General features: G+C 72.9%; 22 protein-coding genes and 1 pseudogene. 13 read left to right on the forward strand and 10 right to left on the reverse strand.

Going from position 1 to position 25,079, the window contains the following annotated elements; genetic code table 11:
* Nucleotides 1-15 precede the first annotated feature (15 nt).
* Entirely contained in the window at nt 16-504 is a 489-nt protein-coding gene (locus ACFV3E_RS19740) for an Lrp/AsnC family transcriptional regulator (RefSeq protein ID WP_499515487.1), read from the forward strand.
* Between the two features lie 25 nt (nt 505-529).
* A complete protein-coding gene (locus ACFV3E_RS19745; RefSeq protein WP_500535774.1) occupies nt 530-1,201 on the forward strand; it encodes an HAD family hydrolase in 672 nt (223 codons plus the stop codon).
* Nucleotides 1,202-1,229: 28 nt separating this feature from the next.
* Here the strand turns inward: ACFV3E_RS19745 and ACFV3E_RS19750 are convergent, their stop codons facing one another.
* Nucleotides 1,230-1,652: a secondary thiamine-phosphate synthase enzyme YjbQ gene (locus ACFV3E_RS19750; RefSeq protein WP_500535775.1), complete on the reverse strand. Its 423-nt coding sequence runs from the start codon at nt 1,650-1,652 to the stop codon at nt 1,230-1,232.
* A gap of 364 nt (nt 1,653-2,016) precedes the next feature.
* On the opposite strand from ACFV3E_RS19750, the pseudogene ACFV3E_RS19755 reads away from it, so the two are divergent.
* The 3 genes and pseudogenes from ACFV3E_RS19755 to ACFV3E_RS19765 form a co-directional block, all read left to right on the forward strand.
* A pseudogene (locus ACFV3E_RS19755) lies at nt 2,017-2,450 on the forward strand (alkanesulfonate monooxygenase); the annotation flags it as partial.
* 41 nt (nt 2,451-2,491) lie between these two features.
* Complete coding sequence (locus ACFV3E_RS19760; RefSeq protein ID WP_500535776.1) at nt 2,492-2,947, forward strand: hypothetical protein; 456 nt, start codon at nt 2,492-2,494, stop codon at nt 2,945-2,947.
* A gap of 11 nt (nt 2,948-2,958) precedes the next feature.
* Nucleotides 2,959-4,080, forward strand: coding sequence for an NAD(P)-binding domain-containing protein (locus ACFV3E_RS19765; protein WP_500535777.1), 1,122 nt, complete (start codon nt 2,959-2,961; stop codon nt 4,078-4,080).
* A 259-nt stretch (nt 4,081-4,339) separates the two neighbouring features.
* On the opposite strand, the gene ACFV3E_RS19770 is transcribed toward ACFV3E_RS19765, so the two are convergent.
* Both ACFV3E_RS19770 and ACFV3E_RS19775 read right to left on the reverse strand, forming a co-directional pair.
* Entirely contained in the window at nt 4,340-5,365 is a 1,026-nt protein-coding gene (locus ACFV3E_RS19770) for a LacI family DNA-binding transcriptional regulator (protein WP_499517006.1), read from the reverse strand.
* Nucleotides 5,366-5,543: 178 nt separating this feature from the next.
* The gene (locus tag ACFV3E_RS19775; protein ID WP_386992943.1) at nt 5,544-5,864 is read right to left on the reverse strand and encodes an L-rhamnose mutarotase; all 321 of its coding nucleotides are present in this window, start codon (nt 5,862-5,864) and stop codon (nt 5,544-5,546) included.
* A 187-nt stretch (nt 5,865-6,051) separates the two neighbouring features.
* Between ACFV3E_RS19775 and ACFV3E_RS19780 the strand changes: the two genes are divergently transcribed.
* The 3 genes from ACFV3E_RS19780 to ACFV3E_RS19790 are packed head-to-tail and all read left to right on the forward strand — an operon-like array spanning nt 6,052 to nt 8,977.
* Nucleotides 6,052-6,816 carry a (Fe-S)-binding protein gene (locus ACFV3E_RS19780; RefSeq protein WP_500323273.1) on the forward strand — a complete coding sequence of 255 codons (765 nt, stop codon included), beginning with the start codon at nt 6,052-6,054 and terminating at the stop codon, nt 6,814-6,816.
* Complete coding sequence (locus ACFV3E_RS19785) at nt 6,813-8,333, forward strand: LutB/LldF family L-lactate oxidation iron-sulfur protein (RefSeq protein ID WP_500535778.1); 1,521 nt, start codon at nt 6,813-6,815, stop codon at nt 8,331-8,333. Before ACFV3E_RS19780 ends, ACFV3E_RS19785 begins: the two co-directional genes overlap by 4 nt.
* A complete protein-coding gene (locus ACFV3E_RS19790; RefSeq protein WP_500535779.1) occupies nt 8,330-8,977 on the forward strand; it encodes a LutC/YkgG family protein in 648 nt (215 codons plus the stop codon). Before ACFV3E_RS19785 ends, ACFV3E_RS19790 begins: the two co-directional genes overlap by 4 nt.
* 11 nt (nt 8,978-8,988) lie before the next feature.
* Here the strand turns inward: ACFV3E_RS19790 and ACFV3E_RS19795 are convergent, their stop codons facing one another.
* The 4 genes from ACFV3E_RS19795 to ACFV3E_RS19810 form a co-directional block, all read right to left on the reverse strand.
* Nucleotides 8,989-10,644, reverse strand: a complete 1,656-nt coding sequence (locus ACFV3E_RS19795; protein ID WP_500535780.1) for a bifunctional 3'-5' exonuclease/DNA polymerase — start codon at nt 10,642-10,644, stop codon at nt 8,989-8,991.
* Between the two features lie 44 nt (nt 10,645-10,688).
* Nucleotides 10,689-11,063 carry a DoxX family protein gene (locus ACFV3E_RS19800; RefSeq protein ID WP_500535781.1) on the reverse strand — a complete coding sequence of 125 codons (375 nt, stop codon included), beginning with the start codon at nt 11,061-11,063 and terminating at the stop codon, nt 10,689-10,691.
* A 103-nt stretch (nt 11,064-11,166) separates the two neighbouring features.
* On the reverse strand, nt 11,167-11,778 hold the full coding sequence (locus ACFV3E_RS19805; RefSeq protein ID WP_500535782.1) for a hypothetical protein: 612 nt from the start codon (nt 11,776-11,778) through the stop codon (nt 11,167-11,169).
* Nucleotides 11,779-11,787: 9 nt separating this feature from the next.
* Nucleotides 11,788-13,593 carry an ABC transporter ATP-binding protein gene (locus tag ACFV3E_RS19810; protein WP_500363756.1) on the reverse strand — a complete coding sequence of 602 codons (1,806 nt, stop codon included), beginning with the start codon at nt 13,591-13,593 and terminating at the stop codon, nt 11,788-11,790.
* Between the two features lie 95 nt (nt 13,594-13,688).
* Here ACFV3E_RS19810 and ACFV3E_RS19815 point away from each other — a divergent pair, with 95 nt between their 5' ends.
* On the forward strand, nt 13,689-14,156 hold the full coding sequence (locus tag ACFV3E_RS19815; RefSeq protein WP_500535783.1) for a MarR family winged helix-turn-helix transcriptional regulator: 468 nt from the start codon (nt 13,689-13,691) through the stop codon (nt 14,154-14,156).
* Between the two features lie 22 nt (nt 14,157-14,178).
* Here ACFV3E_RS19815 and ACFV3E_RS19820 read toward each other — a convergent pair whose 3' ends face one another.
* The gene (locus ACFV3E_RS19820) at nt 14,179-15,885 is read right to left on the reverse strand and encodes a carbohydrate-binding module family 20 domain-containing protein (RefSeq protein ID WP_500535784.1); all 1,707 of its coding nucleotides are present in this window, start codon (nt 15,883-15,885) and stop codon (nt 14,179-14,181) included.
* 232 nt (nt 15,886-16,117) lie between these two features.
* Nucleotides 16,118-16,837 (reverse strand): L,D-transpeptidase family protein, encoded by a 720-nt coding sequence (locus tag ACFV3E_RS19825; RefSeq protein ID WP_500535785.1) that lies wholly within the window; start codon nt 16,835-16,837, stop codon nt 16,118-16,120.
* Between the two features lie 172 nt (nt 16,838-17,009).
* On the opposite strand from ACFV3E_RS19825, the gene ACFV3E_RS19830 reads away from it, so the two are divergent.
* Nucleotides 17,010-18,812, forward strand: coding sequence for an ABC transporter transmembrane domain-containing protein (locus ACFV3E_RS19830; RefSeq protein ID WP_500535786.1), 1,803 nt, complete (start codon nt 17,010-17,012; stop codon nt 18,810-18,812).
* Entirely contained in the window at nt 18,809-20,590 is a 1,782-nt protein-coding gene (locus tag ACFV3E_RS19835; protein ID WP_500535787.1) for an ABC transporter ATP-binding protein, read from the forward strand. Before ACFV3E_RS19830 ends, ACFV3E_RS19835 begins: the two co-directional genes overlap by 4 nt.
* Before the next feature lie 82 nt (nt 20,591-20,672).
* Here ACFV3E_RS19835 and ACFV3E_RS19840 read toward each other — a convergent pair whose 3' ends face one another.
* Nucleotides 20,673-21,470, reverse strand: coding sequence for a metal-dependent hydrolase (locus tag ACFV3E_RS19840; protein ID WP_499515465.1), 798 nt, complete (start codon nt 21,468-21,470; stop codon nt 20,673-20,675).
* Between the two features lie 132 nt (nt 21,471-21,602).
* Between ACFV3E_RS19840 and ACFV3E_RS19845 the strand changes: the two genes are divergently transcribed.
* Entirely contained in the window at nt 21,603-24,116 is a 2,514-nt protein-coding gene (locus ACFV3E_RS19845) for a DEAD/DEAH box helicase (protein WP_500535788.1), read from the forward strand.
* 37 nt (nt 24,117-24,153) lie between these two features.
* The gene (locus ACFV3E_RS19850; protein WP_500360279.1) at nt 24,154-25,020 is read left to right on the forward strand and encodes an acyl-CoA thioesterase; all 867 of its coding nucleotides are present in this window, start codon (nt 24,154-24,156) and stop codon (nt 25,018-25,020) included.
* Nucleotides 25,021-25,079 lie beyond the last annotated feature (59 nt).

Below are 25,079 nucleotides of genomic sequence, written 5' to 3' on the forward strand. Positions count from 1 at the left end.
GCGAGGCAGCGTCCCGTGCCCGCCGACGAGCTGGACGCCCGCATCCTGGCGCTGCTGCTGGAACAGCCGCGCACCAGCGTCCGCGAGTACGCCCGCATCCTGGGTGTGGCGCGCGGGACCCTGCAGGCGCGGCTCGACCGGCTGGAACGGGACGGGGTGATCACCGGGTACGGCCCGCGCCTGTCGCCCGAGGCCCTGGGGTACCGGGTGCTGGCCTTCGTCCACCTGGAGGTGACCCAGGGCCACCTGGACGCCACGGGCGCGGCCCTGGCCGCCGTGCCCGAGATCATCGAGGCGTTCTCGATCACCGGCGGCGGCGACCTGCTCACCCGGGTGGTCGCCCGGGACGCCGCGCACCTGGAGGACGTGATCCAGCGTCTGGTCCAGGTGCCGGGTGTGGTGCGCACCCGCACGGAGGTCGCGCTGCGCGAGCGGGTGCCGCAGCGGATGCTGCCGCTGGTACGGGAGGTCGGCCGGGACGCCGCGGCCGGGCGCACGCCGTGATCGCCGGCTTGGCATGCTGGGAGGCATGACGCTCCCCGCGGTGATATTCGACCTCGACGGCACCCTCGTGGACAGCGAGCCCAACTACTTCGAGGCGGGCCGCCGGCTGCTGGCCGCGCACGGCGTGGACGACTTCACCTGGGAGCAGCACCGGCGCTTCATCGGCATCGGCACCAAGGAGACGCTGGAGACCCTCCGCGAGGAGTACGGCCTGTCGGCGTCCGTCCAGGAGCTGCTGGACGGCAAGAACCGGCTCTACCTGGAGCTGGCCCGCGGGGCCACCGATGTGTTCCCCCGGATGCGCGCGTTCGTCGAGCTGCTGGCGAAGGCCGGGCACCCCATGGCGGTGGCCTCGGGCTCGTCGCGCGAGGCGATCCGGGCGGTGCTGGCGGGCACCGGGCTGGACGCCCGGCTGACGACCGCGGTCTCGGCGGAGGAGGTCGACCGCGGCAAGCCCGCCCCTGACGTGTTCCTGCAGGCGGCGGCCCGGCTCGGCGTGGACCCGGCGGACTGCGTGGTCGTCGAGGACGCGCCGCCCGGCGCGGAAGCGGCGCACCGGGCGGGCATGCGGTGCGTCGCCGTCCCCTACCTGGCCGTGCAGGCCGACGACCCCGCCTTCGCGACGGCCGGTCTGCTGGTCCGCGGAGGGCAGGACGCCTTCGACGCCCGGGCGGTCATGGACTGGCTGACGGGCTGACGCGCGGGAGGTGCGGGCGGCTCGCGATTCAGCCGAGGAAGCTCAGCCGGACCTGGCGCCGCTGGTTGTCGCGGTTGGTGTCGACCAGGACGACGGACTGCCAGGTGCCGAGCTCCAGCCGGCCGCCGATCACCGGGAGCGTGGCGTGCGGCGGGACGATGGCGGGCAGCACGTGGTCGCGGCCGTGGCCGGGGCTGCCGTGGCGGTGGCGCCAGCGGTCGTCGGCGGGGAGCAGGTCGTGGAGCGCGGCCAGCAGGTCGTCGTCGCTGCCCGCGCCGGTCTCGATGACGGCGATCCCGGCGGTGGCGTGCGGGACGAACACGTTGAGCAGCCCGTCGCGTCCGTGGGCGACGTCGTCGAGGAAGTCGGCGCAGGCGCCGGTCAGGTCGTGGACCGTCTCCCGGCTGCCGGTGGTGACGTCGAGGGTGCGGGTGGAGAAAGCGTCGGCCATGTGACCATGGTGGCCCACCCGGAAACCCGCCGCGTGGTGGGGGCGGCTCGGGCGTTCCGAGGGCCGGGACGCCGTGGAGGCAATGTGGACGGCCTGGCTACGGTCGTGGACATGCGGCGTCCCGTTCTGCTCACCACGCGCGGTCACATCGACCTGTTGCGGGTGGCCTCCGCCGCCTGTCGCCACGGCTGCTGACGCTTCCTCACCTCTTCGCGCGCCTTTCGCGCGCGCCGTTTCGTGCGCCTTTTCGCGCCCTCCCCGCACCGCCCCCGTCCGGGTTCCCGTGACAAGTCGTAGCGCCCGCGCCTGCGCCTGACCGGTTCCGCGGACGCGGCGGCGTGCGCGCCCGCTCACCGCCTGCCCGACGTGGGCCACGGCGGACCGGCTGCTGGACGACCTGGACGAGGACACGGTCGCCGCCGCGCACGAGGCGCTGGGGCGCTGCGAGTCGGTGGGCCGGCAGCGGATGCCGGCGCTGCATGGGGGCCGGGGTGGGCCTGGTGCGCGGCGGGGCCGGGACGGCGCTGGTCGGCAGCCACGCGGAGCTCGCCGACCGGATCGAGGAGTACCACGCCCTGGGGATCGACCACTTCGTGCTGTCGGGCTACCCGCACCTGGAGGAGGCGTACTGGTTCGGTGAGGGCGTCATGCCCGAACTGGCCGCACGGAGGCTACTCGAGAGGACGCCCGCCGCTGCTCTTCGGAGGCCGGTGAACGGCGCGGCACGACGGGGGCGGCTGTCCTGATCCGGGCGGCCGCCCACGATTGGTCTGGACCACTTGCCGTCCCTCGGGATAGGGTCGGCAGCGCCCGCCCGAGCGCCAGAGGGGGACCCCCACGTGTACGCACCGCACCGCGTCGCCGCGCTGGTCGACGTCTGCCTGCTGCCCGTCGGCCGGACCCGCAGACCGCCGGAATGGCTCCGGCGCGGCCTGGAACGGGCCGGGGCGGTCACCGTCGACGTCCCGGCCGCGCTCAGCGGGCCCGCGGTCACCGAACTGCTGCGGGACGAGTTCGGTGAGGGCGCGGTCGTGATCAGCGAACCGCTGGACACCGACGAGGTCGTGGAGGGCTGGGGTGTACCGGGCGCGGCCGTCCTGGCCTGGCTCTCGGGCGTGGACCTGCTGCAGCTCGGGCCCCGTTGCGGGGCGGGCGTCCTGGAGGCCATCCGGACCGCGGCCACCCGCGCGGTCGCCGACGGCGACCTGCCGCTGTCCCGCCTGGAGGAGGCCGCCGCGCGGGTGGCCCGGCTGCGGCGCGAGGTGTCCGCGGGAAGCTTCCACGAACGCCCGTAGTTAGTGGAAACGTGAACCATGTGGATGTGGACGTCGCCGTCATCGGGGCCGGGCAGGCCGGGCTCTCGGGTGCGTACTTCCTGCGACGGAACGGGATGCGGCCGGACGAGGACTTCGTCGTCCTCGACCACTCCCCCGGCCCCGGCGGCGCCTGGCAGTTCCGCTGGCCGACGCTGACGTACGGCAGGGCGCACGGGGTGCACTCGCTGCCCGGCATGGAGCTGGAGGGCGCCGACCCCGACCGGCCGTCCGCCGAGGTCGTCGCCGAGTACTTCGACCGCTACGAGCGCACCTTCGACCTGCGGGTGCACCGCCCGGTCGACGTCTCCACGGTCCGCGAGGGCCCGGACGGGCGCCTGCTGGTCGAGTCCGACGTCGGCACGTGGGCTGCCCGCGCGCTGATCAACGCGACCGGGACCTGGGACCGGCCCTTCGTCCCCCGCTACCCGGGCCAGGAGGCCTTCCGCGGCCGCCAGCTGCACACGGCGGGGTACCGCGGGCGCGAGGAGTTCGCCGGGAAGCACGTGATCGTGGTCGGCGGCGGCACCTCGGCCGTCCAGCTGCTGATGGAGCTCCACGAACCGGGCGGCGCGGCCGCGACGACCTGGGTGACCAGGCGGCCGCCCGCCTACCACACCGGCCCCTTCGGGGAGGATCAGGGACGGGCAGCGGTCGCGCTGGTCGAGGAACGCGTCAAGCACGGCCTTCCGCCCCAGAGCGTCGTCAGCGTGACGGGGCTGCCCATGACCGAGGCGATGGAGCGCGCCCGCGAGCGCGGCATCCTCGAACGCCTCCCCATGTTCGACCGGATCACCCCGGACGGCGTGACCTGGGCGGACGGCCGCCACGTCACCGCCGACGTCATCCTGTGGGCCACCGGCTTCCGTGCCGCCCTCGACCACCTCGCCCCGCTGCGCCTGCGCGAGCCCGGCGGCGGCATCCGTCTGGAGGGGCTCACCCAGGTCGCCGCCGACCCGCGCGTCCACCTCATCGGCTACGGCCCCTCCGCGAGCACGATCGGCGCCAACCGGGCCGGCCGCAGCGCGGTCCGTGAGATCCGCGCCTACCTGCGGGGACAGGACCGCGCCCTGGACGCGGCCCGGACGCCGGAACCGGTGGCCGCGGCCGGCTGACGGCCGCACCGGGAGCATCCGCGCCGGGAGAGAGGCCGGCGGACGGCCGTCCGCGGGCTGGGGTGCGACCGGGATGTCCCCGCGGCGAGAGGGGCCGCGCCGCTCCCCGGCCGAAGACCACCGAAGTCGTCGGGGCCCGGCAGCAACGGGCGTACCGCCGCCGGCCAGTGACCCGGCGAAGGTGCGTGGTGCCGGCGGAACGGATCGGCCCGAGGGCCGGGCACGGCCCCGACAGGGCCCGGCACCCTCCCCGGAGGGCTCAGCGGGCGGCGCGGCCGCTCTTGCCGAGGGTGGAGCCCCGGACGACGAGTTCGGGCTGGAAGACGATGCGCCGGTGCTCGTGCTCCTCGGCCGCGTCCCCGGTCTCCTCGATGAGCAGGTCGGCCGCAGCGCGGCCCATCCGGTAAGCGGGCTGCCGCACGGACGTCAGCGGCACCGCCGCGGCCGCCGCGAACTCGATGTCGTCGTAACCGACCAGCGCGATCTCCTCGGGCACCGCGATGCCCGCCGCGTACAGCGCCTGCAGCACGCCCAGCGCGAGCAGGTCGTTGGCGCAGAAGACGGCGGTCGGGCGGTTGGCCATCCCCAGGAGCCGGGCGCCGGCGTCGCGTCCTGAGGGGACGTCCAGACGCTCCGCCTCGATGTGCGCCAGGGACTCGGCGGGGAGCCCGGCGGCGGCGAGCGCGTCCAGGGCGCCGGTGCGCCGGTCCTGGCACTGGGCGAGGTGCATCGGACCGCTCACGTAGACGATGCGTTCGTGGCCGCGTTCGATGAGGTGGTCGACCGCGAGGCGGCCGCCCTCGATGTCGTCCACGGACACCGAGCAGGCCTCGGCGCTCGGCACGACGCGGTCCACGAAGACGAAGGGGATGCCGTGGCGCCGGAAGGAGGCGATGTTCCGGCCGCTGGTGTCAGCGGGCGTCACCAGGACGCCGCGCACCCGCTGCTCGGCGAAGAGGCCCAGGTAGTCGGCCTCTTCCGAGGGGCTTTCGCCGCTGTTGCAGAGCATGACGCCGAGCCCGGTCTCGCGGGCGGCCCGCTCGGCCCCGGAGGCGACGTCCACGAAGAAGGGGTTGGCCATGTCGAGCACGAGCAGCGCGATGATCCTGCTGCGGCCCGCCCTCAATTGCCGGGCGGACTCACTGCGCACGTAGCCCAGTTGCTCGATGACCGACAGCACGCGGGCACGCGTGTCCTCGGAGACCATGTCGGGCCGGTTGATCACGTTGGACACCGTGCCGACCGAAACACCCGCCTGTCGGGCGACGTCCTTGATCCCCACCATGCGTGTCACGAGCTCCGCCCTACCTCCTGCCGCCGGCCCGCCGCAGGCCGCGGGTTCATGCTACGCATAGGTGACGGCGTCGGTGCCCACTGTGTCCGGCCGGCCGAACGGAAGCGGCGGAGCGGAACGGTGGCCTCCGGGGCTGGGCGGATCGTCCGCGCGGGCTACGGGCGCGAAGTCATGCCAGGTGGAAGACCTCCGTGAGCGGCCGCATGGCCTCGTCGGGCCGGGCCCCGTCCAGCGCCTCGAAAAAGTCCGCCATCTCCGCCTGCCAGCGGGCGTTGACGTCGGTCGCCGCCATCGCCTCCTGTGCGGCCGCGAAGTCCTCGGTCTCCAGGTAGCCGACGAGCAGGCCGTCCTCACGGAGGAAGAGCGAGTAGTTGTGCCAGCCGGTGGCCGAGAGGGCGTCCAGCATCTCAGGCCAGACGGCTGCGTGACGCTCGCGGTACTCGGCGAGCCGGTCCTTCCGGACCTTCAACAGGAAACAGACGCGCTGCACGGTCGGCCCTGGCCTCTCGGGTCTGATATGAAAGGTTTCAATCGATGGCAGGGACGTTAGGACACCCCGACATGGCTCGTCAATGGCACCTTCTGCGGCACGCAGACATCCGATCTCTGCCCCATAGTGCGGGGCGTATACGGCAGTATGAGCCCACGGGTGGCCGTGCCGACCGTGAGGAGGCCGCATGCGCGTAGCACTGTTCGTCACTTGCGTGAACGACACGCTGTACCCCGAGACGGGGAAGGCCGTCGTGACCCTGCTGGAGCGGCTGGGGGTGACCGTGGACTTCCCCGCCGCGCAGACCTGCTGCGGCCAGCCCCAGTTCAACACCGGCTACCGGCACGAAACGGAGCCCCTGGTCACGCGGTACGCCAAGGCCTTCGAGGGGTACGACTACATCGTCACCCCGTCCGGTTCCTGCGCCGCGATGGTGCGGGACAACTATCCCCGCATCGGCGACCGGGCCCGCGCGGAGGGGCGCGGGGAGGGCCTCGCCGCCGTCGCCGCGTCCGTCGTGCCGCGCACCTACGAGCTGACCGAGTTCCTCACGGACGTGCTCAAGGTGACGGACGTCGGCGCCTACTTCCCCTATCCCGTCACCTATCATCCGACCTGTCATGGCCTGAGGATGCTGGGGCTGGGCCGGCGCCCGGTGGAGCTGCTCAGCCATGTGAAGGGGCTGGAGCTGGTCGAACTGCCGGGCGCGGAGGAATGCTGCGGATTCGGCGGCACCTTCGCCGTCAAGAACGCGGCCGTGTCCGCGGCGATGGGCGCGGACAAGGCCCGCAACATCACCTCCACCGGCGCGCGCGCCGTGTGCACGGTGGACAACTCCTGCCTGATGCACATCGGCGGCACCCTCGCCCGGCTCGGCTCCGAGGTCCGGCCGGTCCACCTCGCCGAGATCCTCGCGTCGACCGAGGAACAGCCCTACGGAGGCATCCGATGAGCGGCACCTACCTGGGCATGCCCGCCTTCCCCGTCGCCGCCGGCGAGGCCGTGCACAACACGACCCTGCGCGGCAACCTGCGGCACGCCACCCACACCATCCGGGACAAGCGGGCCCGCGCCGTCGCCGAACTCGACGACTGGCAGCAACTGCGGGCGGCGGGCAAGCAGATCAAGGACGACGTGCTGCGCCATCTCGACCACTACCTGGTGCGGTTGGAGGAGGCGGTTACCGCCGCCGGAGGCACCGTCCACTGGGCCGTCGACGCGGACGAGGCCAACCGGATCGTGACGGACCTGGTACGCGCCACCGGCGAGACCGAGGTCGTCAAGGTCAAGTCCATGGCGACCCAGGAGATCGGTCTCAACGAGGCGCTCGCCGAGGCCGGGATCTCCGCCTACGAGACGGACCTGGCCGAGCTGATCGTGCAGCTCGGCGACGACCTGCCGAGCCACATCCTGGTGCCCGCGATCCACCGCAACCGCTCCGAGATCCGGGACATCTTCAACGAGGCCATGGGCCGCTGGGGCCGTCCGGCGCCCGAGGGGCTCTCCGACTCCCCCGCCGAACTGGCCGAGGCCGCACGGCTCCACCTGCGGGAGAAGTTCCTGCGCGCCAAGGTCGGCATCTCGGGCGCGAACTTCATGATCGCCGAGACCGGCACCCTGGTCGTGGTGGAGTCCGAGGGCAACGGCCGCATGTGCCTGACGCTCCCCGAGACCCTGATCTCGGTGGTCGGCATCGAGAAGGTGCTGCCGAGCTGGCAGGACCTCGAGGTCTTCCTGCAGCTCCTGCCGCGCTCCTCCACGGCCGAGCGGATGAACCCGTACACGAGCACCTGGACCGGGACCACCGACGAGGACGGACCGCGCACCTTCCACCTCGTCCTGGTCGACAACGGCCGCACCGACACCCTCGCCGACGAGGTGGGCCGGCAGGCCCTGCGGTGCATCCGCTGCTCGGCCTGCCTCAACGTCTGCCCCGTGTACGAGCGGGCCGGTGGGCATGCGTACGGGTCCGCCTACCCCGGGCCGATCGGCGCCATCCTCACCCCGCAGCTCCGCGGCACGGACACCGCGATCGACGCCTCGCTGCCGTACGCCTCGTCCCTCTGCGGCGCCTGCTACGAGGTGTGCCCGGTCGCCATCGACATCCCTGAGGTCCTCGTCCACCTGCGGGAACGCGTCGTGCAGGGCGGCGAGGTGACCCGGGCGGGCAACAAGGTGACGCTCAGGCCCGCCAAGGGCCACGCGGCCGAGCGGGCGGCCATGCGCGCGGCGCGCTGGACGCTGGACCACCCGGCCGCGCTGCGCGCCGGCCAGCGGCTGGCGTCGCGGACCCGCAGGTTCCACCCGAGCCGGCTGCCGGGGCCCGGGAAGGCGTGGACCGACACCCGGGACGTCCCGTCGGTGCCGGCGGAGTCCTTCCGCGACTGGTGGCGGCGCACCCGGGGACCGGGCACCGCCGGCGCCGGCAACGACAGCGACAGCACGGAGAGCAGGGAGGGCACCAAGTGAGCACCCGTGACCAGGTCCTGGGGCGGATCCGCCGCGCCCTCGCCGACGCGCCGCGCGGGACGGCACCGGCGCGCGGTGCGGTGGACCGTGACTACCTGCGCGTCCACGGACGGCGGGACGCCGCGCAGACCGCCGATCTGCTGGCCGAGAACCTCGCCGACTACCGCGCCATCGTCCACCGCGCCACCGGCGACGAACTGCCCGGCCGCCTCGCCGGCCTGCTGGCCGCGCGCGGCGCCCGCCGGGTCGTCGTCCCACCCGGCCTTCCGGAGCAGTGGCTCTCGGCGGTGCAGGACGTGGAACGGGTGGCCGATTCCGCGGCGCTGACGGCCCGCGAACTGGACGCCGTCGACAGCGTCGTCACCGGTTGCGCGGTGGCGATCGCGGAGACCGGCACCATCGTGCTGGACGCCGGGCCCGACCAGGGGCGGCGCAGGATCACGCTCGTTCCGGACCACCACGTCGTCGTCGTGCGCGTCCCGGAGCAGGTCGTGGACTCGGTGCCGCAGGCACTGGAACGGCTGGATCCCGTCCGGCCGTTGACGTGGATCTCCGGGCCCTCTGCCACCAGCGACATCGAACTGGACCGGGTGGAGGGCGTGCACGGGCCGCGCACCCTGGAGGTCGTGCTCCTGACGGACTGACCGCGCGCCGCTCACTTGGCGTCCGCGTAGCACTCGACGACGTGGGTGTGCAGCGGGAAGGGCACCGGCGTCGGGCCGAAGAGCAGGCGCCGGGCCTCCTCCGCGGACTCCGCGACGGCGTGCTCCACGGCGGGGGCCAGCTCCTGGGGGGTGTGCACGATGACCTCGTCGTGCAGGAAGAACACCAGGCGCGGCCGTCCGTCGAGGGCGGCCAGGCGACGGCGCAGGGAGGCCAGCACGGCCAGCGCCCATTCGGCGGCCGTGGCCTGGATGACGAAGTTGCGGGTGAAGCGGCCCCAGGCGCGGGCCTGGGCGTCGGTGAGCTCCTGGCGGTCGGCGGACGGCGCCGGTGACGTACGCCCGAGGTGGGACCGGACGACACCGCCGCCCTCGCCGGTGCGGGCGGCGGACTCCACCAGGCGCATGGCGTCCGGGAAGCGGCGGCGCAGGACCTCGAGCAGCGGCCCCACCTCGCCGCTGGTCTGGCCGTACATCGCGCCCAGCAGGCCCAGTTTGGCCCGCGCGCGGTCGCCCCCGAACGCGGTGCGCGCGAGGGCCGCGTACAGGTCGCCCTCGGCCGCGGCCGCCGCCAGCCCGGGATCGCCGGAGAGGGCGGCCAGGACGCGGGGTTCCAGCTGGCCCGCGTCGGCGACGACCAGCCGGTGCCCGGGGTCGGCGACCACGGCGGCGCGGATCTGCCGGGGGATCTGCAGCGCTCCGCCGCCGCGGGTGGCCCAGCGGCCGGAGACGACACCGCCGACGACGTACTCGGGGTGGAACCGCCCGGCGGGCGCCCACTGTTCACGCCAGGACCAGCCGTGGGCGCTGTGGATACGGGAGAGCTCCTTGTAGCGCAGCAGCAACGCGGCGGCCGGATGCCCGACCTCCCGCAGCACATGGGAGCGGGTCGAGGTGATCCGCACGCCCACGCGCTCGAAGGCGGGCAGCAGTTGGGCGGGCGAGTCGGGGTTCACCGGGCGGCCCAGGGCCTCATGGATGCCGGTGGCGAGCTCGGACAGCACCTTGGGACGGACGCCGCCCGCCGGACGGGGGCCGAGCAGCCCGGTGAGCACCGCGTCGTGGGCGGCGGCGCTCCAGGGCAGGCCGTCCCGGGCCATCTCGGCGGCGGCCAGGGCGCCGGCGGACTCGGCGGCGGCCAGCAGGCGCAGCCGGTCGGGGTGCTCGGACAGGGCGATCCGGCGCTGCTGGTCGGCGTGGACGGCGATCACCGCCTCCAGCGGGTCGGTGCCCGGCGGCAGATGATGGCGGTCGGCGGCGAAGAGCACCGGCTGGTCGTCGGAGCCGCCTTCGCGCGCGTCGTCCGGCACGGGGAGTCCGCGCAGCCGGGCCCAGCCGGCGCCCAGCGAACGGGGCAGGCCCCAGCGCTCCTCGGAACCGAGCAGCAGGGCCTCGACGAGCTTGAGGTCGTGGCACCGGGCCGGACGGGCCGGGAGCCGCTCCAGCAGCGGCGGGTAGATCTCGTCGGTGGCGGCCCACACCCAGCGCGGCGCCTGCCGGGCCTCGCGCTCGGCGACGGCCGCCACGAGGTCGCCGACGGTCTGCGGGGGACCGTCCGCCGTGCCGTCCTCGCGCAGCGCCTGCAGCCGCCCGCCGGTTCCCAGGGGATCGGCGACGACGGCGACGGACGGGCTCCTGTGCGAGGTCACCGTTCGAGGGTAGAACGGGGCACCGACAACGCCCCGTGGGCCGGTCAGGGGCGGCTGTCGCGGCTCACCTTCAGGGCCCACAGCACGAGCGGCGCCTGCAGCGGCAGCCGGGCGTAGGCGGCGTTCCGCAGCGGCACGGGCCGGTCGCGCCAGTCCCGGGCCATCTTCACGTTGGCCGGCAGTACGGCGGTGAAGAAGCCCGCCGCCAGCAGGGCGCTCGCCCGGCGGGTACGGGGCAGTGCGATGCCCGCGGCGAGCGCCAGTTCCACCGCGCCGCTGACGTAGGTCCAGGTGCGGGGCTCGCCGGGCAGGACGCGCGGGACGATCGCGTCGAAGGGCCGGGGCGCCACGAAGTGGGCGGTGCCCGTGGTGGCGAGCACTCTGGCCAGCAGCAGGGCGGAACGGTCGGAAGCGGCCATCGGTTACCTCCTGCGGTCTGCGCGGCGCCGCTCACCCTAGCGCCGGCGCCGGGCGCCGGGCGGGCGCTCGCCGAGGGCGGGGTGTGCGCTTGCTCACCCGGGTCTACGGCGCGGTGGCGGCCGGTCCCGCGAAGGGAGGCAGGGCCGCGTACTCCGGTGCCACCTGGAGCGAGACGGCGAGCTGGGCCAGTGCGTCCCGGACCCGGGTGAGCGGATGGTCGGGGAAGTGCGCGTCGTAGTGGGGGGCGTCGCCCCAGTGGAAGGGCAGGCCCTGCCGCAGGTCCGAGGCGTAGGGGTGGGGCATGAAGTAGCGCTCGGGGCCGAGTTCGATGAGCACCTGCGCCTCCCGGACGCCGGTGGTGCCCTCCTCCAGGGCCTGGACCTTCACGACGGCGCTGCAGGAGGCCCGGGGCAGGGTGTAGCTGCCGAGGAACGCCTGGCCGGCGGGGCGGTCCGGCAGGGGGACCTTGATGACCTGGCGCAACGTGGGCACCGTTCCCAGGTGCAGGACGTCGGCCTCGATGAGGCCGCCGCCCGCCCCGTGGGTGTAGTGGGCCAGGGCGTGGCGCAGGCGCGGCAGGTCCTCCAGGGGCGCGGGGATGTCCGGCGGCACGTCGAACCAGTGCAGGCTGACGAGGTCGCCGTGGTCATTGGTCCAGGCGTCCGCCTCGATCTGCCGGTAGCCGGGGAGTTCCGCCCCCGCGATGGGTCCCATGGCCGAGGATCATGCCGTATGGACGAGTTGGGCGTCACGGCGGACCAGGGCGGCGTAGCGGCCGTCCAGGGCGAGCAGTTCGTCGTGGCTGCCGCGTTCCACGATCCGGCCGTGGTCGAGGACGACGATCTGGTCGGCGTCGCGGACGGTGGACAGCCGGTGGGCGATGGTGAGGGTCGTCCGGCCCGCCGAGAGGGCGTCGATGGCGTCCTGGACGGCGTGCTCGGTACGGGTGTCCAGCGCGCTGGTGGCCTCGTCGAGGATGAGGACCGGCGGGTCGCGCAGGATCGTCCGCGCGATGGCCAGGCGCTGCTTCTCGCCGCCGGAGAAGCGGTAGCCGCGTTCGCCGACGACGGTGTCGTAGCCGTCGGGCAGCCCCGCGATGTGGTCGTGGATCTGCGCGGCGCGGGCGGCGGCGACGACCTCCTCGTCGGTGGCGTCGGGCTTGGCGAAGCGCAGGTTCTCGGCGACCGAGGCGTGGAAGAGGTACGTCTCCTGCGAGACGACGCCGACCGATGCGGCGAGCGTGTCGAAGGCGAGGTCGCGGACGTCGACGCCGTCGAGCGTGACGCGGCCCTCGGTGACGTCGTACAGCCGGGGCACGAGGTAGCTGAGGGTGCTCTTGCCAGAGCCGGTGGCGCCGACGACGGCGAGGCTGCCGCCGGCCGGGACCGTCAGGTCGATGCCGTCGAGGGTGCGCCCGGGCGTGGCCGGGTCGTAGGAGAAGCCGACGCCCTCGAAGCGGATGTCGCCGCGGACCCGCGGGAGGCGTACGGGTTCGTCCTTCTCGGTGATGTCGACGGGCAGGTCGAGGTACTCGAAGATGCGCTGGAAGAGCGCGAGCGAGGTCTGCACCTGGACACCGGTCGACAGCAGGCTGACGGTGGGCCGGAACAGGCCTTGCTGGAGCGAGACGAAGGCGACGAGCGTGCCGATCGACACCGCCCCGCCCGCTCCGTTGACGGCGATGCCGGCGACCCAGTAGATGAGCGCGGGCATGGCGGCCATGACGACGCCGATGGTGGACATCCGCCAGCGGCCGGCCATGTTGGAGCGCACCTCGAGGTCGACCAGCCGGTCCGACTCCTCGGCGAAGGAGCGGGTGAGGGAGTCGGCGCGTCCCATGGTGCGGCCGAGGAGGATTCCGCTGACGGACAGCGACTCGGTGACGATCGCGGACATAGCGGCCATCTGCTTCTGGCGCTGGGTGGTGATCTTCTTGCGCTCGGTGCCGACCCGGCGGCTGATCCACACGAAGACCGGGAGCAGCAGCAGGGAGGCGATGGTCAGGCGCCAGTCCAGGGCGATCATCGCGACGACGGTGGCCACGACACTGGTGAGGTTGGACACGAGCGAGGTCGCGGTGGAGGTGACGGTGGCCTGCATGCCGCCGATGTCGTTGGCGATGCGGGACTGCACCTCTCCGGTGCGGGTCCGGGTGAAGAAGGCGAGCGACATGCGCTGCAGCTGCTCGTAGACGGCGGTGCGCAGGTCGTGCATGACGCGCTGGCCGACCGTGGTGGAGATCAGGGTCTGCAGGACGCCGAAGACGCTGTTGAGGACGGCGGTCGCGATCATGCCGAGGGCGAGCAGGCTCAGCAGCCCGGTGCGGCCCTGCGGGATCGCGGTGTCGAGGATCTCGCGCAGCATGAAGGGCGAGGCGACCGAGACGAGTGAGGCGGCGCCGACGAGGAGCCCGACGACGGTCAGGCGGGCACGGTAGGGACGGAAGAGCCGCAGGACGCGGCGCACGTCGTTGGGTCGGGCGGGGTCCTTGGGCGGCGGGGTCCACCGCGGGGATTGATCGGGGTGCAAAGGGCCTCCGAAAGGTCCGGGCATGTCAAGGCGATGAGAGTGTAGTTCATTGTTACCTATACTCACAATGAACCGCATCCTGATACTCTCTGACCATGGAATCCCGCACCTCCGCCGCGGAGACCGACGAGAGCACCGGGCGCCTCGCCGACCAGCTGCTGTGGCTGACCCGCCGGCTGCACCGCGCACAGCGGCGGCACCTGGAGCCGGTCGGCATCACCCCGGCCCAGGCACGCATGCTGCGCACGGTCGCGCACATCCTCAAGAGCGGAACCGCGCCCCGGATGGCCGACCTCGCCGAGCGGCTGGACGTCGTGCCGCGCGCGGTGACGAGCCTGACCGACGCCCTGGAGGAGCGGGGGCTGGTCCGCAGGGCGCCCGACCCGGTCAACCGCAGGGTGGTGCGCATCGAGCTCACCGAGGAGGGCGACGACGCCGTGCGGCGGCTGCGCCGCGCCCGCCGGGCGGCGGCCGAGGAGCTGCTCTCCCCCCTGGACACGGACCAGCGCGATGCCCTGACGGCGTTGCTCGCCGTCCTGGACACCGCGCCGGGTCGCTGCTGAGGCGCCGGGGCGCAGGGAGGGGTCAGGCGCGCCAGGTGTCGCCCAGCGTCACCTTGCCGCTCGCGGGGACGGTCGCCGTACGGTTGGCGCCGGACTCCCAGGTGACGTTCCCGCCGGCGTCCTTCTTGATGTACTTGTACTCGAAGGACGTGCCCGCGCCCATGGAGACGTCGAGCTTCCACACCGGGTAGGCCGCCGAGGACAGCGGCAGGGCGTTGCCGGTGTTCCAGTTGCCGAGGGCGGCGTTGTTGCCGACGACGTAGACGTTCTGGCCCCACACCGTGGTGGCGTTGACCGAGAAGGACGCCCCGCTCGCGGGCGTCGTGCCGCCGCCTCCGCTGCCGCAGGGGGCGCCGGTGTAGAGCGCCACCGCGTCGTTGGCGCCGATGGTGGCGGTGAACCTGCCGTCCGAGCCGACGGTGTAGGTGGCGCCGCTGTGCTGCACGTCGCAATAGGTGCCGGCGGGCAGCGAGGTGGTGAAGGTCTGCGTGAGGGAGCCGCTCTCGTGGTTGATCGCGACGTAGCCCTTGCTGCCGCGCCCGAAGGCGATGGCGTTGTTGCCGTTGGACCACCAGTTGGTCACCGCGGTGCCGGCGACCGCGTTGCGGAAGCCGACCATGCCCGCGATCTGCGGCCAGGCGTGCTGGCACTTCCAGCCGTCGCTGTAGCAGGCGTTGACGGTGCCGCCGCCCGGCGGGCCGGCGTCGTTGTCGGAGAACTCGTAGCCGGAGTACACGTTGGGCGAGCCGTAGGGCCAGGCCAGCATGTAGACGTTGGCCAGGGTGTAGGTCGCGCCCGCCTTGTAGGTGAGGGTCGAACCGTTGCGCTCGGTGTCCCAGTTGTCGACGAAGGTGCGCGAACTGCCGCTCGCGAGGTAGCCCGCGCCCCAAGAGGCACCCCAGTTGCTGAGGTAGGCGAGCTTCTCTCCGGTGAAGATCCGCTTGAGGTCGTAGGCGCCCTGGAAGGCGTCGACGTCACCGGTGCCGGTGTACTCGCCGGGCTGCACGGCCTCCCCGGAACCGTAGATGACCTCCTGCGCCCAGAAGACGGATGGGTTGCTGAGCTTGGCCTTGATCGCGGAGAGATCGGCCGCCGCCATGTGCTTGGCGGCGTCGATGCGGAATCCGTCGACGCCCAGCGCGATGAGGCCGTTCAGGTACGCCGCGATCGTCGAGCGCACGTAGTCGCTGCCGGTGTTCAGGTCCGAGAGCCCGACGAGTTCGCAGTTCTGGACGTTGTCGCGGTTGGTGTAGTCGGAGATGTTCGTCCGGCAGGAGTGGAAGTCCTGGTCCTGGTAGTACCCCGGGTAGTTGTACTTGCTGTACGACGTGCCGCCGGTGCCGGTGCCCGAGCCGGCGCTCATGTGGTTGACGACGGCGTCGGCGATGACCTTGACCCCGGCGGCATGGCAGGTGTCGACCATGTTCTTGAAGGCCGTCCCGTCACCCAGCCGGCCCGCTATGCGGTAGCTGACGGGCTGGTAGGAGGTCCACCACTGCGCACCCTGGACGTGCTCCTGGGGCGGCGACACCTCGACGTAGCCGTACCCGGCCGGGCCGAGGGTGTTGGTGCACTCCTTGGCGACCGAGGCGAACTTCCACTCGAAGAGGGTGGCGGTGACGTCCTTGCTTCCGGGCGGTGCTGCCTGGGCCGGCTGCTGCGAGACGCCGACGAGCCCGGCCGTGCTGAGCAGGGCGGCCAGACCCGCGCGCAGAAAACGCGATCTCATGGTGCGGCTCCTTCGTGTTCGGGCACAAAGGTGCCCCGAAGACAGCCACGCGCCGGGCCATCGAGTGTGGGGGCGGAGTTCCCGCCCGTGGGAACTCCGGGTAGGAGACTGGCCCCGCGGACGGGTAGCGTCAATATGTCGCGTGGAAAAACTTTCAACTTCTTGCGGAAACACTCTGCTTCGCTCTTGCAGAGGGCCTACCGGCCTCGCGACAGGGCGTCCTGAACCGCCGTCAGGCCGCCAGGTGCTCCCGGTCCCCCATCACCACGACCGGGTGCAGCGCCGGATCGAGCGTGCGCAGCAGGTACTCCATGTCGGCCTTGGACTGGCTGACGCACGCCGACGTGCCGCTGCCGTGGTCCATGTGCAGCCAGATGCTGCCGCCCTTGGACTGGCCCTGGGGGCGGGTGGGATCCAGCGGGGAGGTGCCCTTGACCCGGTTGTAGTCGATGGCGATGACGAGGTCGAAGTCGTGCCAGTGCGATCGGGACCACGACCGCGGCGCGGCGAAGGCGGACGAGCGGTGGTAGGGGAGCCGCGCCTGCGGCTCGGGCAGGACGCCGCCTGCGTCCGAGAGCGTGAAGACACCCACGGGGCTCTTCTTGTCCCCCTCGTGGTGGTCGGCCGTCCAGCCGCCCCTGCCGTTGTGCCCGGACCACGAACGCTCGCGCTTCCACAGGTCGCCCTGCCGGGTGTACAGCACGATGGTCGAGTCGGCCGATCCCGCACCCTCCCCGTACACCGCGACGACCTGGCGGGAGTCGGCCGGGATGCGGGACCGCAGCGCGGGGCCGACGCCCGGTATCCCACGCGTGGCGCCCGCCTGGGTGGCGCGCGGCGGCTGCTTCACGGCGTGCCCCGACGTGTCCCGGTGCTTCTCCGCGCCCCCGGCACAGCCGGCGAGCAGCACCAGCGCCGCCGCGACGACCACCGTCCCCGCCCCACGCCTCACTCGAACCGCTCCTCTGCCCTGAAGTCGCGTTCCATCTTCGCACCCTTCGGTGAGGACGGATGCGGACCGTGTCCCGTTCCCCCCGCTCCGGGAAAAAACGGGTTGAATTCGTCACCTCAATGACGCGACGCTGGCACGTCTCCTCCCACCCCAGCATCGATGTCGGGACGTCATGTCGCTACGCGCTCTCCCCCATGCCGACCCGGGTGTCCCCGACACCCGCTCCGGCTTCCGTTTCCTGCTCTGGCTGGAACAGCGCCAGATCGGCGGCCAGATCAAGGCCACGCTGTGGGGCACCCTCCACATGGCGGCCGTGGCCTGCTTCCCGGCCGCCGTCGGCATCGCCGTGCAGGCCGTCGTCGACGGCTCCGGCGGACGGCTCGCGCTCGCGGGCGGCCTGATCCTCGCCCTGGGCGTGGTGACCGCCGTCGGCGACACCATGCTGCACCGCACCGCCGTCACCAACTGGATCTCCGCGGCCGCCCGGGTGCAGCTCCTGCTGTCGCGCAAGACCCTGGAACTGGGCTCGCTGCTCACCCGGCGGGTCGCGGCAGGCGAGGTCGTCGCGGTGAGCACCGGCGACGTCGAGAAGATCGGCTGGTTCGTCGAGGCGCTGGCCCGCTTCGCCTGCTCCCTGCTGGCGACCGTCGGCGTCACCGTCGCCCTGCTGGTGTACCGGCCCGAACTGGGGCTGATCGTGGCCGCGGGTGTCCCCGTACTGGCCCTGGCGGTGCTGCCGTTGCTGCCGCACGCGACGCGGCGCGCGGACGAACAGCGCGCCAAGGCGGGCAAGGCCACCGAACTCGCCTCCGACACGGTGGCCGGACTGCGGGTGCTGCGCGGCATCGGCGGCGAGGAGCTGTTCCTGACCCGCTACCGTCGGGCCTCGCAGGAGGTCCGCAGCGCCGCCGTCCGCAACGCCCGGATGTGGGCGCTGATCAGCGCCGTGCAAGTGGCCCTGCCCGGCCTGCTGCTGCTCGCGGTGACCTGGTACGGCGCGCGGCTGGCGCTGGACGGACGGATCACCGTGGGCGAACTGGTCACCGTCTACGGGACGGTGGTCTTCCTGCTGTTCCCGCTGCGGGGCTTCGAGGAGATCGCGATGGCGTACTCCTTCTCCCGGCCCTCCGCCAAGCGCGCCGCCGCCGTGCTGGCACTGCGGCGGGACACCACGGGCGACGACGGCGGAGCCACGACGGGCACGGGACCGCTGCCGGCGGGCGACCTCCACGACCCGCTGACGGGGCTGCTCGCCCCGGCCGGGGAACTGACCGCCGTGGTGTGCGGGGACCCGGACGCGGCCGGCGCCCTCGCCGACCGGCTGGGCGGGCACAGCCCGGCCGGGACCGGGGACGCCCCCTCGGTACTGCTCGGCGGGACGGCGCTGGACGACCTGCCGCTCGCGGCGGCCCGCGCGGCCGTGCTGGTCCAGGACAAGGACCCGGTGCTGCTGTCCGGAACGCTGACCCAACTGCTGGACGTCCCCGCCTCCGGCCAGGTCACCGCGGCCGAAGCCCTCGCGGCGGCGCAATGCGGCGACGTGCTCGACGCACTGGCCCAGGCCTCGGTCGACGACTCAGGGGACCCGATGCGCTCCCGCATCACCGAGCGCGGACGGTCCCTGTCCGGCGGCCAGCGGCAGCGGCTGGCGCTGGCCCGGTCGCTCGTCGCCGATCCGGAGGTCCTGGTGCTGGACGAGCCGACCAGCGCCGTCGACACGCACACCGAGGCCCGGATCGCCCAGGGCATCAGGGCGCTGCGCGCCGACCGGACGACGGTGGTCCTCACCTCCAGCCCGCTGCTGCTGGACCGCGCCGACCGGGTGGTGTTCGTCGAGGACGGCACGGTGCGCGCGTCCGGCACGCACCGCGAACTGCTCCGGGCCGACCTCGGCTACCGCGCGGTGGTCACCCGCGAGACCGAACAGGAGCCCGAGGAACCCGCACGTCTCGAGAAAGCCGAGGAAACCGCATGATCGGCGTGAAACCGCCGGAGTACGACCCGGCCGCGCCGCGGCACGTGACGACCCTGCCGGTGGGCTCGCCCGCCACGGTGCGCGGTTACGTCGGCGAGCTGGCCCGGCGGCACCGGGGTGCGTTCGCCGTACTCGTCTCGGTGAACACCGTCGCCGTCGTCGCCTCGATGGTCGGCCCCTATCTGCTGGGCGGGCTCGTCGAGGACCTGGCGGCGGGCCACCGCGACCTGCACATCGGACGCACCATGGCGCTGTTCGCCGTCGCACTCGCCGTGCAGACGGTGTTCGTCCGGGAGGTGCGGCTGCGCGGCGCGATCCTGGGCGAGCGGATGCTGGCGGACCTGCGCGAGGACTTCCTCGTACGGTCCGTGGGGCTGCCCCCCGGTGTCCTGGAGCGGGCGGGCACGGGCGACCTGCTGTCCCGCATCACCACCGACATCGACCGGCTGTCCAACGCGATGCGGGAGGCCGTCCCGCAGCTGGCGATCGCCGTGGTGTGGAGCGGCCTGCTGCTCGGCGCGCTGACGGTCACCTCGCCGCCGCTGGCACTGGCGGTGCTGGTGGCCGTACCGGTGCTGCTCGCCGGCTGCCGCTGGTACTTCCGGCGCGCGCCGCGGGCGTACCGATCCGAGGCTGCCGGGTACGCGGCCGTCTCGGCGGTCCTCGCGGAGTCGGTGGACGCCGGGCGCACCATCGAGGCGCACCGGCTCGGCGACCGCCGCGAGGAGCTGTCGCGCATCCGCATCCGCCAGTGGGTGGCGTGGGAGCGCTACACGATGTGGCTGCGCAGCGTGCTCTTCCCGGTGATCAACGTGACGTACATGCTGATCCTCGCGGCGGTGCTGCTGATCGGCGGGACGCTGGTCCTGCACGGCCGCGTGACGGTGGGCGAGCTGACGACGGGCGCGCTGTACGCGCAGATGCTGGTCGACCCGATCAACCTCATCCTGCGCTGGTACGACGAGCTGCAGGTGGCCCAGGTGTCGCTGGCCCGGCTGGTCGGCGTCCGGGAGGTGGAGCAGGGCGCCGGGGACGAGCGGGTGGCGCCGGACGGCCGCGACGTCCACGCCGACGAGGTGCGCTTCGGCTACCGCGCCGGCAGCGACGTGCTGCACGGGGTGAGCCTGCGGGTCCGCCCCGGCACCCGGCTGGCCCTGGTCGGCCCGTCCGGGGCGGGCAAGTCGACGCTGGGGCGGCTGCTGGCCGGGATCTACAGCCCACGGACCGGCGAGATCACCCTGGGCGGCGCCCAGCTGGCCCGGATGCCCGCGGAACGGGTCCGCGAGCACGTGGCCCTGGTCAACCAGGAGCACCACGTCTTCGTCGGCACGCTCCGTGACAACCTGCTGCTGGCCCGCGCGGGAGCGGGTGACGACGAGCTGTGGGCGGCGCTCACCGCGGTCGACGCCGAGGGCTGGGCACGGGCGCTCGACGACGGCCTGGACACCGAGGTCGGCTCGGGCGGCGCCGCGCTGACCCCGGCCCAGGCGCAGCAGGTGGCGCTGGCGCGGCTGGTCCTCGCCGACCCGCACACCCTGGTGCTGGACGAGGCCACCTCGCTGCTGGACCCGCGCGCGGCCCGCCATCTGGAACGGTCGCTGGCCCGCGTGCTGGACGGCAGGACCGTGGTGGCCATCGCGCACCGGCTGCACACCGCGCACGACGCGGACCTGATCGCGGTCGTCGAGGACGGCCGGATCAGCGAGCTGGGCAGCCACCACCAGCTGGTGGAGGCCGACGGCGCCTACGCCGCCCTGTGGCGGTCCTGGCACGGTTAGGCCCGGAGCGCGTTCGTGCTGATACGCGTGGCCCCGGCCGTCCTGCGACGGCCGGGGCCACGGGGTGGCGCGGGTGGCGGGCTCAGCCGCCGAAGATGCCGAGTGCCCCCAGCGCGCCCAGTCCGCCGGCGGCGAAGAAGATCGGCGTGAGCACCTTGATCTCGACCCAGCTGCCCGCGCGGAACCGCATGGCCTTCGGCGGGCCCAGCGGGAACCAGCGCTTGCGGCCGATCGGGATGGGCCACAGGATCGGGCAGCCCGAGACGGTCAGGGCGTCGCCGATGCAGTGCACGAGGGCGCCGAGCACGATGGGGATGCCGATCCACAGGTACTGCTGCCCGGGCTCGGTGAACAGCCAGCCCTTGCCGTTCTCGGTGCCGTCCAGCACGTCGGCCAGCACCCAGGCGCTGGTGGCGCCGAGCAGCCACACCAGGATGTCGCTGGAGACCCGGGCCTGCCGCCACAGCAGTCCCTCGACGGCGAGCACGGCGTGCACGAACAGGATCACCAGGACCCCCCAGCGCCCGCCGTACACGGCGATCAGCGAGGCGCCCCCGCCGATCGCGACGGCCCACACCCAGGTATGGGTCAGTGTGCGGTGACCACCGGAACGGCGCGGGTCGCCGGCCTTGCGCGTGGCCTTGTAGGTCGCGTACGAGAGCTTGTCGACGATCTCGCAGAACCACCGGGAGACCGGCCCGAAGGCCCGCGATATCGTGGCCGCCTTGTGGTCGAGGTCGGGGGCGAGGGCGGCGCCGGCACAGATCAGTGCGCCGACCACGAGCGTCGGCCAGGGCATCGGGTGGTCGAGCGCGGCGGCGAGTGCTCCCACCCCCAGCCATGCCGCCGCTCCGGAGATAGAGTGCGCCGGTCCCATCATGGTGTGCCCCGCCCCTTTCGACCCGCCTGCAGGCGGAGTTGACGCGTAATCGACGGCACACCATACCGCCGGTCGATCTTCCTCCGTACCGCCGGTTCCTCCCCTGGTCCCGGGGACAGGCAAGATGGGGGTGTGACCCTCATCGATCAGCTGCCTGCAGAGCCCGATCCCGACGCCCTCTTCGAGGCCTTCTCGTCCTGGGCGGAGGGCCGGGGCATCTCCCTCTACCCCGCCCAGGAGGAAGCGCTGATCGAGGTGGTCTCGGGGGCGAACGTCATCCTGTCCACCCCCACCGGCTCGGGGAAGAGCCTGGTCGCGGCCGGTGCGCACTTCGCCGCGCTCTCCCGGGACGAGGTCACCTTCTACACCGCCCCGATCAAGGCGCTGGTGTCGGAGAAGTTCTTCGACCTGTGCAAGCTCTTCGGCACCGAGAACGTGGGCATGCTGACCGGCGACGCCTCCGTCAACCCGGACGCGCCCGTCATCTGCTGCACGGCGGAGGTGCTGGCGTCGATAGCGCTCCGGGACGGCAAGGACGCCGACATCGGCCAGGTCGTCATGGACGAGTTCCACTTCTATGCGGAGCCGGACCGGGGCTGGGCGTGGCAGATCCCCCTGCTGGAGCTGCCGCAGGCGCAGTTCCTGCTGATGTCGGCGACGCTCGGCGACGTCACGCGCTTCGAGAAGGACCTCACACGCCGTACCGGCCGGCCCACGTCCGTCGTGCGCTCGGCGACGCGGCCGGTGCCGCTGTCGTACGAGTACCGGCTGACCCCGCTCACCGAGACGCTGACCGAGCTGCTGGAGACCCGCCAGGCCCCCGTCTACATCGTGCACTTCACGCAGGCGGCGGCCGTGGAGCGGGCGCAGGCGCTGATGAGCATCAACATGTGCACGCGCGCCGAGAAGGACGCCATCGCGGAACTCATCGGGAACTTCCGCTTCACCACGAAGTTCGGCCGCAACCTGTCGCGTTACGTCCGGCACGGCATCGGGGTGCACCACGCCGGCATGCTGCCCAAGTACCGGCGCCTGGTAGAGAAGCTGGCGCAGGCGGGGCTGCTGAAGGTCATCTGCGGCACGGACACCCTTGGTGTCGGCGTCAACGTGCCCATCCGCACGGTGCTCTTCACCGCCCTCACCAAGTACGACGGCAGCCGCGTGCGCGTGCTGCGCTCCCGTGAGTTCCACCAGATCGCGGGCCGCGCCGGGCGGGCCGGCTTCGACACGTCGGGCTTCGTGGTCGCCCAGGCGCCGGAGCATGTGATCGAGAACGAGAAGGCCCTCGCGAAGGCCGGCGAGGACCCCAAGAAACGCCGCAAGGTGGTGCGCAAGAAGGCGCCCGAGGGCTTCGTCGGGTGGACGGAGAGCACCTTCGAGAAGCTCATCGCCTCCGATCCCGAGCCGCTGACCTCCCGGTTCCGGGTCACCCACGCGATGCTGCTGTCGGTCATCGCCCGCCCCGGCAACGCCTTCGACGCGATGCGTCGGCTGCTGGAGGACAACCACGAGGACCGCAGGTCCCAGTTGCGGCACATCCGGCGGGCCATCGCGATCTACCGCTCGCTGCTCGCGGGCGGGGTCGTGGAGCGGCTGGACGAGCCCGACGAGGAGGGGCGCATCGTCCGGCTGACGGTGGACCTGCAGCAGCACTTCGCGCTCAACCAACCGCTGTCCACCTTCGCGCTGGCCGCGTTCGAACTGCTGGACCCGGAGTCGCCCTCCTACGCGCTGGACATGCTGTCGGTGATCGAGTCGACCCTCGACGACCCCCGGCAGATCCTCGCCGCCCAGGAGAACAAGGCGCGCGGCGAGGCCGTCGCCGCCATGAAGGCCGACGGGGTGGAGTACGAGGAGCGGATGGAGCGGCTCCAGGACATCTCCTACCCCAAGCCGCTGGAGGAGGTGCTGTCGCACGCCTACGGCGTCTACCGCAAGAGCCACCCGTGGGTCGGCGACCACCCGCTGTCGCCCAAGTCGGTCGTACGCGACATGTACGAACGGGCGATGACCTTCACCGAGTTCGTCTCCCACTACGAGCTCGCCCGGACCGAGGGCATCGTGCTGCGCTACCTGGCGAGCGCGTACAAGGCGCTGGAGCACACCGTCCCGGACGACCTGAAGTCCGAGGACCTGCAGGACCTGATCGCCTGGCTCGGCGAGCTGGTCCGCCAGGTCGACTCCAGCCTGCTGGACGAGTGGGAGCAGCTCGCCAACCCCGGGGAGATGACGGCCGAGGAGGCCCAGGAGCGGGCCGACCAGGTCAAGCCCGTCACGGCCAACGCCCGCGCCTTCCGGGTGCTGGTGCGCAACGCCCTGTTCCGCCGGGTGGAGCTGGCGGCGCTGGAGCGGTTCGGCGAACTCGGCGAGATGGACGCCGGGTCCGGCTGGGACGCCGACGCCTGGGCCGAGGCCATGGACGCCTACTGGGACGAGTACGAGGACCTGGGCACCGGGCCCGACGCGCGCGGCCCGAAGCTGCTGCAGATCGAGGAGCGTCCCGACGAGGGGCTGTGGAAGGTCCGCCAGACCTTCGCGGACCCCGACGGCGACCACGACTGGGGCATCTCCGCCGAGATCGACCTCACCGCCTCCGACGAGGAGGGCCGCGCGGTGGTCAAGGTGACGGCCGTGGGCGCGCTGTGACCGCGAGGGCGACCACCCGCACGAAGGAGCAGGCCCGATGACCAACCCCGCCGAGCGGCTGGTGGACCTCCTCGACCTGGAGAGGATCGAGGAGGACATCTTCCGCGGGCAGAGCCCCCAGGAACGCCTCCAGCGGGTGTTCGGCGGACAGGTGGCGGGCCAGGCGCTGGTCGCGGCCGGGCGCACCACGGACGGCAGCCGTCCGGTGCACTCCCTGCACGCGTACTTCCTGCGCCCGGGGCGCCCCGGGATGCCGATCGTGTACCAGGTGGAACGGATCCGCGACGGCCGCTCCTTCACGACGCGGCGCGTGGTCGCGGTGCAGCAGGGCCGGACGATCTTCAACCTGACCGCCTCCTTCCACGTGCCGGAGCCCGGGTTCGAGCACCAGCTGCCGATGCGCGAGGTCCCGGACCCGGAGAGCCTGCCGAAGCTGAGCGACGAACTGCGCGAACACCTCGGCGAACTGCCCGAGCAATTGGAGCGGATGGCGCGACGGCAGCCGTTCGACATCCGCTACGTGGACCGCCTGCGCTGGACCGCCGAGGAGATCGAGGGCGCCGAGCCGCGCAGCGCGGTCTGGATGCGCGCGGTGGGCCCGCTCGGCGACGACCCGCTGGTGCACACCTGCGCCCTCACGTACGCCAGCGACATGATGCTGCTGGACGCCGTGCGCGTACCGGTCGAGCCGCTGTGGGGGCCGCGCGGCTTCGACATGGCCTCCCTGGACCACGCGATGTGGTTCCACCGGCCGTTCCGCGCCGACGAGTGGTTCCTGTACGACCAGGAGTCCCCGGTCGCGACCGGCGCGCGCGGCCTGGCCCGCGGCCGCATCTACGACCGCGAGGGCCGGCTGCTGGTCTCCGTGGTCCAGGAGGGGCTGTTCCGGAAGCACGGCGGCTGAGGGTCCCGGGAGCCGGTGCCGGTCTGGTTCCGGCTCCGGGGGCCTCCTTCCGCCGACCG

Origin of the sequence: Streptomyces sp. NPDC059718, from assembly GCF_042733315.1 — a bacterium.
GTDB lineage: Bacteria > Actinomycetota > Actinomycetes > Streptomycetales > Streptomycetaceae > Actinacidiphila.

Bases quoted from the DNA above. Each gene is read 5' to 3' on its own strand.
- ACFV3E_RS19745 (WP_500535774.1), top strand. From the start codon at position 530: ATGACGCTCCCCGCGGTGATATTCGACCTCGACGGCACCCTCGTGGAC.
- ACFV3E_RS19750 (WP_500535775.1), bottom strand. From the start codon at position 1,652: ATGGCCGACGCTTTCTCCACCCGCACCCTCGACGTCACCACCGGCAGC.
- ACFV3E_RS19770 (WP_499517006.1), bottom strand. From the start codon at position 5,365: ATGGTGGGGATCAAGGACGTCGCCCGACAGGCGGGTGTTTCGGTCGGC.
- ACFV3E_RS19780 (WP_500323273.1), top strand. From the start codon at position 6,052: ATGCGCGTAGCACTGTTCGTCACTTGCGTGAACGACACGCTGTACCCC.
- ACFV3E_RS19785 (WP_500535778.1), top strand. From the start codon at position 6,813: ATGAGCGGCACCTACCTGGGCATGCCCGCCTTCCCCGTCGCCGCCGGC.
- ACFV3E_RS19800 (WP_500535781.1), bottom strand. From the start codon at position 11,063: ATGGCCGCTTCCGACCGTTCCGCCCTGCTGCTGGCCAGAGTGCTCGCC.
- ACFV3E_RS19805 (WP_500535782.1), bottom strand. From the start codon at position 11,778: ATGGGACCCATCGCGGGGGCGGAACTCCCCGGCTACCGGCAGATCGAG.
- ACFV3E_RS19815 (WP_500535783.1), top strand. From the start codon at position 13,689: ATGGAATCCCGCACCTCCGCCGCGGAGACCGACGAGAGCACCGGGCGC.
- ACFV3E_RS19820 (WP_500535784.1), bottom strand. From the start codon at position 15,885: ATGAGATCGCGTTTTCTGCGCGCGGGTCTGGCCGCCCTGCTCAGCACG.
- ACFV3E_RS19830 (WP_500535786.1), top strand. From the start codon at position 17,010: ATGTCGCTACGCGCTCTCCCCCATGCCGACCCGGGTGTCCCCGACACC.
- ACFV3E_RS19835 (WP_500535787.1), top strand. From the start codon at position 18,809: ATGATCGGCGTGAAACCGCCGGAGTACGACCCGGCCGCGCCGCGGCAC.
- ACFV3E_RS19840 (WP_499515465.1), bottom strand. From the start codon at position 21,470: ATGATGGGACCGGCGCACTCTATCTCCGGAGCGGCGGCATGGCTGGGG.
- ACFV3E_RS19850 (WP_500360279.1), top strand. From the start codon at position 24,154: ATGACCAACCCCGCCGAGCGGCTGGTGGACCTCCTCGACCTGGAGAGG.